This is a genomic window from Vibrio sp. 10N.286.51.E5 (assembly GCF_041469125.1).
GTDB classification, from domain to species: domain Bacteria; phylum Pseudomonadota; class Gammaproteobacteria; order Enterobacterales; family Vibrionaceae; genus Vibrio; species Vibrio crassostreae_C.
Genome location: NZ_JBFRJZ010000079.1, coordinates 48,584 through 57,140, shown reverse-complemented (window position 1 = coordinate 57,140; position 8,557 = coordinate 48,584). Strand labels below are relative to the sequence as shown.

Below are 8,557 nucleotides of genomic sequence, written 5' to 3'. Positions count from 1 at the left end.
CAATTTAAATTACAGGCTCTATTGCTTTGCTGCTATTACCTTTATTGGGCTTGTTTGCATGGCTGTGTATGTATACTGGAACGGTCAGAACTTCAGTGACACAATCTACCTCTATCACGTGAGTTCATGGGATATCTTGTTGAGCAGACTTCCATTAGTTACAGCAACAACCCTTATCATTGGAGGGTTATCTGGTGTGTTCTTCTATCTGATTAAACACATCGTATCTTTGAACACTGAGAAAATGACCATGCTTAAAGCGGGCATCTTAGCGGAGCAACTCACTAACTCACTAGGCTGCAAAAACATGACTGAAGAGCAGATTTTAGAATTCAAACGTGACACCAAAATCAAACTCATCATGCAGGTATTCTCTAAGCAAGAGACAGATAAAGACACTAACAATCTAATCATCGAAGCATTAAAAGCAGTGAATTCAAAGTAATGAACTACTACGACCAAAATGCTCAAGAATTCTTTGATGGCACTATCAAAGTTGATATGGCGAGCTTATATAATGAATTCCTTCCCCTCATTCCCAAAGAGAGCCTTATCTTAGATGCTGGTTGTGGCTCTGGTAGAGACAGCAAAGCATTTCTAAACCAAGGGTATAAAGTTCATGCTATTGATGCAAGTGAAGAGCTTGGAAAGCTAGCTGAGAATCAAATCAATCAAGCTGTGGAGATAACGACCTTTCAACAATTCAGCTCACCACAAAGCTTTGGTGCAGTCTGGGCGTGTGCTTCGCTCTTACATGTACCAATGAAAGAGCTACCTCAAACGTTTAGTAATCTAGCTAGTCATCTAAAGCCTAAAGGTGTGTTCTATTGCTCATTCAAATATGGTGACAATGAAATTGAACGTAACGGAAGAAAGTTCACTAATCTCAATGAATCTCTGCTCGAACAAGTAATTGCTGATTCAGGTGTCGCTATCTCGAAAACATGGTGTACATCTGATTTGAGGAAAGGCCGTGAATCAGAAAAGTGGCTGAATGCTATTTTGATTAAGGAATAAGCATGAACTTTGACAATGAAGACTTCTTTAAAGGCATCATCTTATTTGGCTTGAATGCTGCCACATACAAGATGGGGCTTGCTCAGACGCTCTTAAAAGCATCTAGAAATCAGCAAACAGAGATTCTTTGGGGTGACTTAGCAGAGAATTATTTTGATGCTTACCTTGCTCGATTAGAGCAAAATCCAATGCCACAGCAAGGCAATCCTAACCGATTAACCAAGATGGAGCGCATTGTCAAAGAGTACCAAATCAATGCTACCAGCAGGCATGAAGCAATTAAGAAAGTTGCTGAAACCGCTTTTGAAGATGTTGTACCAAGATTCCAAACCATTGGTACAGATAAGAGAATCGTTGCTGATTACTTCTATGAAATCGACACTGGTAACAAATTAATATTAAAAGATACGTTGCTTAATTTCGACACTACTCAGTTAGATACGCTAGATAGCGAAATCAATGCTAGATGGGGTTTGTTAGAAGGTGCGTTCAGCATTAACCAAACTAACTTTCAACTTGCTAATGATATTCGTGAAATCTACCTCAAGAACGGTTATGACAGAAAAGCGCTAACTAACAACATTCCATTCTTGTCAGGATACCAAGGCAACACCTGTTTCTACTGTGGTGAGCACATGAGCAACGATATCCATGTTGACCATGTTCTGCCTCGCCAAGTAGTAAACCATGATGAAATCTGGAATCTTGTCTTAGCGCATGGTGATTGTAACTTACTGAAATCCGATAGATTGGTAGGGAAGCACTTCATCGAAAAGTTGATTAAGAGAAATGAAAATATCATGGGTAGCAATCATCCTTGGAAAGCTCAAATTGCTAATGCGTTAGGCACTACACCAAGAAGAAGAGCGGTGTCACTTCAGACTCACTATGACAACGTTAAAACCGTTCTTGGTAATTATTATTGGGGTGGAGCTGAAACTTACAATCCAGCGTCCGACCCATTTTATAGGAGACTAATCACTGTACTTAATAATAAGTAACTAACTAAGCATTTTTACTTTTCTACATCCAAGTAGTTCTAACACTGCTTGTTCATCCCACTCTCGATAGACAACGGTCTTTTTTTGCTTGGTATAGCTTTGTGTTGTTATTTCTAGCTCAGCCTTAGTAAAGCCATATTTGGTGACATCAATATCTTTGAAGTCTTGCCATTGTGTTGTGGTTGCTTCAATGTGCTTGAGTATATAGGCTCGCTTCCATTCATATAAGTTACACTGTAGCAAATCGAAGAACTCTTTTTCTAAGTCTCTGGTATGCCTAGCTCTCTCAATAGTGAGTATTGGATTCGTGATATCCTCAAGATATAAATCTAATGAATCAAGCTCACGTTCAGTTACAAAGTTTACTAGTTCAGGTGCGTGCTCTCTGATTTGCTTAATTTCTTCTTCATTTCGAATATGAACAGGTACAAAGAATCTGTCATGGTTTTTCTTACCATCCTTTCTTCTTAGTAAGTAGAGGTATTCGACTTCACCATCCATCAACTCAATCTTGATTAAATGTCTGTCATCAATGGTAATACGTTTAATAATCATCTTGAGAAGGTCACGGATTTCTTGCTTAGTGTCGCAGTCGCCATTCACCCAATCTTGGAGTTGGTCTTGCTGATTCTCATAGAACAATACTGCTTCTTTAAAGTCTTGAAGAGTGGACAAGTCAATCGTTGAATTTGCAACAGCATTTCGCTCATCTTCAATCTCTTGCTCTAATGAATCTAGTGTTGCTTTCGACTCCGAAATCAGTGTCAAAGCGCCATCACCAGCAGAATCGCCGAGCATCATAAAACGTTGAACCATGCCGTCATGTTTCTTCTTTTGCTCAGAAAGCTGAATCTCTAGCGCATCAATCTTAGTGCTGTCTGTGGCATCAAAGTTGAATACATGAGACTTCACAGCATTCAGAACCATAGTGTCAATGATGTCTTGCCTTAATGATTGGAAGCAGTACTGCTTGCGACTAATACAAGTGTAATACTCAATCTTTTGCTTAACGTTTCTGTGAATGCCCATACTGTGACCACAGCAGCCACAATACAGCTTTTGAATACCACCTAAGATGCTGACTTTCTTTCTTAGGCCATTACTTTCTTTGGTTAGTTTGTCTTTGATTGCTCGAACTCTGTAATATTCATCTAGTGTTGCTAGAGCAGGGTAGTAGCCCTTTAAATGATGGTCAGAGTCAAGGTGATTGATATGCAAATCACCATAAACGGAAGCACTTCGGAACATCTTAGAAACACTCGAATAGCTGAGGTCAAGACCAACTGATTGAGTAAACTTCAATAGTTTTCCAACACCAGCTCCGTCAAGTGCCATGTCAAACATCTGTCTAGCTATCTTCCAATTTTTGTCATGCTTCTGAACAACTCTGTCAGTGATTTGAATCCAGAATGGATGCTTTCCAACACCTACATCATAAGCGGTGCCGTTGTCTGGGATATCTCCGTTTTTAAACTGCTGAATTCTGTGCTGTGCATATTTGTTTGTTAAATGGCTTTTCTTGGCGCTTTCTTCATTAGCTGTTTTGAATGACAGCGTTTTCAAAACTGAAGACATCACACAGTCTTTTTTATAGATGTGATTGTCTATTGTGGTCAAGATACAAACACCAGACTCAACAATGTCATTATATAGACGCTCTGAAGCTGTTAGTGTTTGACGGCTCAATCTGTCCAACGCTCTCATTACTATGATGTCGTTGGGTTGAATAATACCTTTCTCTATATCAGCAATTAGTCTAGCAAGTTCGCCTTCTTTTGCGTTCTTGCCTTTATAGGAACTCACACCCTCATCATGATAGAAAAGGTGACTGACGATTGTATTGTGCTCTTTTGCTATCTTTTCCAGTAAACTAGAATCGCCTTGAAGCTCCATTGATAGACCTTCAAGCTGTTTTCCCGAACTTACTCGCGCATAAGGTATGATTGCCATTGTGTTCTCCACTGTTTTTATAAGTATAACAGATAGAGTATATTGATTTTGGTGATGCTAAAAAGAGTTGTCTAAGTATCTTAGAACATCTATAGAGATCACCTCTAAACAATCTGTAACAACTCGATAAGGAGCTCATTTGAGCTCCTTTTTTTATCTTACGAAAGCGACTCTATGTGTGATCTCAGTTGATACGAAGTTGACGAAGCCTGATGCAAAACTTGTCGCAATTGAGGTTTGGCTTGCCAATCAGCCTACTAGTACGTATGTACAATGTGGCCGTAATATATTGGCCTTTATCTCTGTAGCTCGCCATTCTCAAAGTTTTTCATGCGGTTAAAAATTTATCTTTGATAGCGAATGGTATATATTTGGTTGATCTATATGAATTTGCGTTGGTTTGTGATCATCAAAAGAACATTTACTCTTCTTATCGCTACGTTGTCTGTGTCTGCAAACGCATTTGCTGACTCTTTACCTGAGCGTATCGATAATTTCACCAAGCTCTTTGATCATGAAACGGCAATCGAATCTTACGATATTCGAGTGCTACAGGCTGATTATCCAACACGTTTGATCATGCCGTCTTCTATGCTGCCACAAACAGCAGAGTACCCGTTAAAAGACATTCAGCGCTTGTACCAGTTATCAAAAACCTGTAGTGGTAAACTGCCGTTAAGCCCTTTGATTACTGAGCCTTTAGTTTTTACTCGTGCAATGTGTAAAGGCACCAAGCTTTCTGACCGTTGGTTTAGCCGTAGTGGTTTGATTCACCCTGGCGGCGGTTCTTATGCGGCACGATACGTTGAGAAGTACCCAGAAAAATTCGACTCTCTGAAGCGCTTTATGCATATTCAAGAGCGACCAAACACCGAACACGATGAACTACTGTCTCGCTTGCAACAAATGGATAGCGAAGCAATCACCGCGCTGTTAGCGGGTGCCAGTATGTTTGTTGAGCTTGATGAGATGTGGGTAAAACGCGGCGACAGATATTACCTGTATAAAAAATCAGTCTGGAACGAAAATGCCACGCTTGCTGGGTTATCGTTTAGCTTGTCTTCAGAAGGTAAAAGCTGTTTTGTCCAGCGTGGTAATGTGTGTTGGGAAATAGAAGATCATTCAGAGCTTCTGCAAGTCGCCATGTTTATCTTGGTTATTGCCAACATCATGCTTGTCTTAGGTTGGGCGATTTACCGCTGGAACAGCAAGAAACAAGAGATGAAGAGTCGCATGCTGGTTCTTCAAATCCTAACGCACGAATTAAGAACGCCGATTGCGAGTTTGTCATTGACGGTGGAAGGGTTCAGGCGTGAGTTCGAACACTTACCAGAATCGGTATATGATGAGTTCCGTAGGCTGTGTGAAGATACACGCCGTTTAAGACAGTTGGCGGAAGCAAGTAAAGATTACCTGCAATCAGATAATCAACCGCTCGCAACAGAGTGGGTGCCAAGTGTTGAAGAGTGGCTCCAATACAAAGTTGAAGAAGACTTTGCGCCGGGGATTGAACTCCGTGTAAACAAAGATATAGCTGCAAAAGTGAACGTATATTGGTTGGGAACGTGCATCGATAACCTAATCAGAAATGCCGTGAAATACGGTGTGGCTCCAGTAATTCTAGAACTGAATACTTCTGACAAGAAGCTGACATTCAAAGTTATAGATAATGGAGACTTGTCTCGCAAAGATTGGGGGCAACTAAGAAAGCCATTCGTAAGTAAGAGTGGACTCGGTTTAGGTCTGACGATAGTGGAATCTATGGTTGGAAAAATGGGCGGTCACATGACGCTTATCGGCCCCCCAACAACATTTATTTTGGAGATACCTTGTGAAACAGACATTGCTTCTCGTTGAAGATGATAAAAATTTAGCTGACGGTTTATTAGTTAGCCTTGAGCAAGCTGGATATGAATGTTTGCATGCAGAACTGATCTCTGAAGTTGAAGGCTACTGGGAACAAGCGGATCTAGTGATTCTAGACCGTCAACTTCCTGATGGCGACTCAGTAGATTCACTTCCAGGTTGGAAGAAAAAGAAAGATATCCCAGTTATTTTGCTGACGGCTCTCGTGACAGTAAAAGACAAAGTAGCGGGCCTAGATTCAGGTGCAAACGACTACTTAACAAAGCCATTCGCAGAGGCTGAGCTATTTGCTCGAATTCGTGCTCAACTTCGCCTGCCAGATTCTGAAGAACAAGATGCATCAAAAGTTATCGCTCAGAATCTTGTTATCGATAAAGCGACACGTGAAGTGTTTTTCAATGAACAGGAAGTAACGTTAACGCGCACTGAATTTGACCTTCTACTGTTCTTGGCAAGTAACCTTGGACGTGTGTTTACACGTGATGAACTGCTTGACCATGTATGGGGTTACAACCATTTCCCAACAACACGTACGGTAGACACGCACGTTCTGCAACTAAGACAGAAACTGCCGGGTCTAGAAATTGAAACGCTGCGTGGCGTTGGTTACAAGATGAAAGCGTAATGAGAATAGCCTTACTTCCACTATTAATGTTTTCTTGCGTAGCGAATACCGCGCAAGCAACGGATTGGTTTAAGAGCAGCGATGCTCTGACTCAAGTTCATAAACATCTGCTAGATAATGATTTACCTCAGATGTTTGACTCATTAGTGGAAGTTTGGCAAATCAACTCGTCTCAATCACGAGAAGATCACCTCAATGAACTATTCGATCAAGCATTGAACAAAGATTGTGGTAAAACTCTCACCAGAAAAACACTCCCAGATTGGATTAGTTCAGTCGTCGTTAAAAGACACATCATTCAAAGCCCTGGCCGAGATACCTTTCGTGTATCGATTAATGTTGAATCCGAAAACAACATTCAAGACATTACCTTCGAGAAGTGGGTCGATAAGATCGTTTCTTCGGACAGTGAGTTAACCAAAGACAGTGAAGTGGTTAACAACGCATCGGTGAGTCTATACCGCAAGCGTTACAATTTAGTCTCTCAACTTGAATCCGGTTTATACCGTTTAAGCGTTAAAGGTGATGGCGGAAAGTCTTGGAGCACTTGGGTTGTTTTGGGTGAAGTTGCCATGCGTCAACAAGTTCGCTGGGCATCAAAAGACACGTGGCGAATCGATAAAAAAGAACTACTCAATCCTTATTGTCCGCTCCCTAAGCTCGAAATCGGTTTGTACGATTACGTTGATGAACACTATGAACAGGTCTGGGGCAAGAGCTACGAATCTGATTATCCAATGAACCTTACTGGTGAAGAACTTCCTAATGATCGCTATGTTTTAGCGGTTTCAATGGTGCATTCACGCTGGCAAGGCGACATAGCGATAGAACAAGCACAAACTATCAGTAAAACTTATGATATTTCTAGCGAAGAAGAGTTAAAGTAATTTAAAATTGTGCCGTTAACTATGTAAGGGATCTAACAAAGATAAACGGCATGAAAAAAACTACAAAACTACTCGCAGCGTCAATTGCATTCGCCAGTCTTCCTCTTTCAGCAGCAAACTACGCCATTGAAGCGCGTGGTGATGCGATGGGTGGTGTTGGTGTTGTTTCAGCAAACTTCCTAACTGCTCCATTCTATAACCCAGCACTTGTTGCCATTTATCGTCGTAATGATGACATGGGAATGATCACGCCAAGTTTCGGCGGTAATTATAATGACCCTAATAACTTAGTTGATGATATCGATAATTTAGTTGACAGCATTGAGTCAGGTACTGTGACTGGTTCTGATCTAGATGCTCTTAATGGTGATAGCCTGAATGTTGATTTAGGTGGTGTTGTAGCATTCGCTCTACCAAATCAGTATATTGCAGCAAACGTATTTGCAAAAGCATACACTGAATCATTTGTAACCCCTGATACATCTAGTGACGCTGCTAATAGTGACTTGGTTAATGCTGAGTTAACTGCTGTTAAAGCTGTTTCTATTGGCATTATGGAAGCTGGTATATCATTAGCAAAATATCAAACGTTCATGGGACAACATTTGTCGTTTGGTATTTCTCCAAAACTCCAAAGAATCTATACGTATAACTACATTGCCTCGGCACAAAACTACGATCTAAGTGATGTTCGAGAAAACGACACCGCGGAAACTACATTTAATATTGATGCAGGTGCGCTTTGGTTTTACGGCCCATTTAGAGTGGGTTTTTCTGCAACGAATATTATAGACCGTGAGATTGAAACTAAATCCGTTAGCCAACAGCTAACAAGCAGCACAGGGGCTACAAGAACAGTAACATCGAGTCATTCTTATAACCTGGGGCCTGTCTACACTGTTGGTGCGGGGATCGTTTCTGATTACTTTACGTTGAGTGTTGATTATGATTTGAATGAAGCAGAGAAGTTTACTTCGTTCGAAGACAACGAACAGATGATTCGTGTTGGTACTGAAGTCGACCTGTTACGTCAGCTTAAGCTAAGGGGAGGGTATTACAAGAACCTGGCTTACTCTGATTCAGAAGGAACAGTGACAGCTGGTGTTGGTATCTCGCCATTGAACTTGTTTCAGCTAGATCTAAGTGCTAACTACACGAATGAAAATGCAATGGGTGCATCCATCAATTTCCTTGCTAGTTACTAACAGTCC

7 protein-coding genes and 1 pseudogene are annotated in these 8,557 nt (G+C 40.9%); 7 read left to right on the top strand and 1 reads right to left on the bottom strand.

Annotation, left to right across the window (positions count from 1 at the left end; all coding sequences use genetic code 11):
- From AB4161_RS21185 to AB4161_RS21175, 3 genes and pseudogenes are all read left to right on the top strand, one after another.
- Window positions 1-445: pseudogene (locus AB4161_RS21185) on the top strand (hypothetical protein); the annotation flags it as partial.
- Window positions 445-1,017, top strand: coding sequence for a bifunctional 2-polyprenyl-6-hydroxyphenol methylase/3-demethylubiquinol 3-O-methyltransferase UbiG (locus AB4161_RS21180; protein ID WP_137001468.1), 573 nt, complete (start codon window positions 445-447; stop codon window positions 1,015-1,017). The pseudogene AB4161_RS21185 and the gene AB4161_RS21180, both read left to right, overlap by 1 nt.
- A 2-nt stretch (window positions 1,018-1,019) precedes the next feature.
- Entirely contained in the window at window positions 1,020-2,018 is a 999-nt protein-coding gene (locus tag AB4161_RS21175; RefSeq protein ID WP_137001467.1) for an HNH endonuclease, read from the top strand.
- Here AB4161_RS21175 and AB4161_RS21170 read toward each other — a convergent pair whose 3' ends face one another.
- Window positions 2,019-3,968: a recombinase family protein gene (locus tag AB4161_RS21170; protein ID WP_372084216.1), complete on the bottom strand. Its 1,950-nt coding sequence runs from the start codon at window positions 3,966-3,968 to the stop codon at window positions 2,019-2,021. It abuts the gene before it with no gap.
- A 384-nt stretch (window positions 3,969-4,352) separates the two neighbouring features.
- Here AB4161_RS21170 and vxrA point away from each other — a divergent pair, with 384 nt between their 5' ends.
- Genes vxrA through AB4161_RS21150 form a run of 4 tightly spaced genes read left to right on the top strand, consistent with a single transcriptional unit; the run spans window position 4,353 to window position 8,551 of the window.
- A complete protein-coding gene (vxrA, locus tag AB4161_RS21165) occupies window positions 4,353-5,825 on the top strand; it encodes a sensor histidine kinase VxrA (RefSeq protein WP_017065947.1) in 1,473 nt (490 codons plus the stop codon).
- Window positions 5,800-6,459 (top strand): response regulator transcription factor VxrB, encoded by a 660-nt coding sequence (gene vxrB / locus AB4161_RS21160; protein ID WP_017060099.1) that lies wholly within the window; start codon window positions 5,800-5,802, stop codon window positions 6,457-6,459. Before vxrA ends, vxrB begins: the two co-directional genes overlap by 26 nt.
- Window positions 6,459-7,346, top strand: coding sequence for a DUF2861 family protein (locus AB4161_RS21155; RefSeq protein WP_372084215.1), 888 nt, complete (start codon window positions 6,459-6,461; stop codon window positions 7,344-7,346). The genes vxrB and AB4161_RS21155 overlap by 1 nt, the downstream gene beginning before the upstream one ends.
- A gap of 50 nt (window positions 7,347-7,396) precedes the next feature.
- A complete protein-coding gene (locus AB4161_RS21150; RefSeq protein ID WP_017069084.1) occupies window positions 7,397-8,551 on the top strand; it encodes a conjugal transfer protein TraF in 1,155 nt (384 codons plus the stop codon).
- Window positions 8,552-8,557: the final 6 nt, after the last annotated feature.

Bases quoted from the DNA above. Each gene is read 5' to 3' on its own strand.
- AB4161_RS21180 (WP_137001468.1), top strand. From the start codon at position 445: ATGAACTACTACGACCAAAATGCTCAAGAATTCTTTGATGGCACTATC.
- AB4161_RS21175 (WP_137001467.1), top strand. From the start codon at position 1,020: ATGAACTTTGACAATGAAGACTTCTTTAAAGGCATCATCTTATTTGGC.
- AB4161_RS21170 (WP_372084216.1), bottom strand. From the start codon at position 3,968: ATGGCAATCATACCTTATGCGCGAGTAAGTTCGGGAAAACAGCTTGAA.
- vxrA (WP_017065947.1), top strand. From the start codon at position 4,353: ATGAATTTGCGTTGGTTTGTGATCATCAAAAGAACATTTACTCTTCTT.
- AB4161_RS21155 (WP_372084215.1), top strand. From the start codon at position 6,459: ATGAGAATAGCCTTACTTCCACTATTAATGTTTTCTTGCGTAGCGAAT.
- AB4161_RS21150 (WP_017069084.1), top strand. From the start codon at position 7,397: ATGAAAAAAACTACAAAACTACTCGCAGCGTCAATTGCATTCGCCAGT.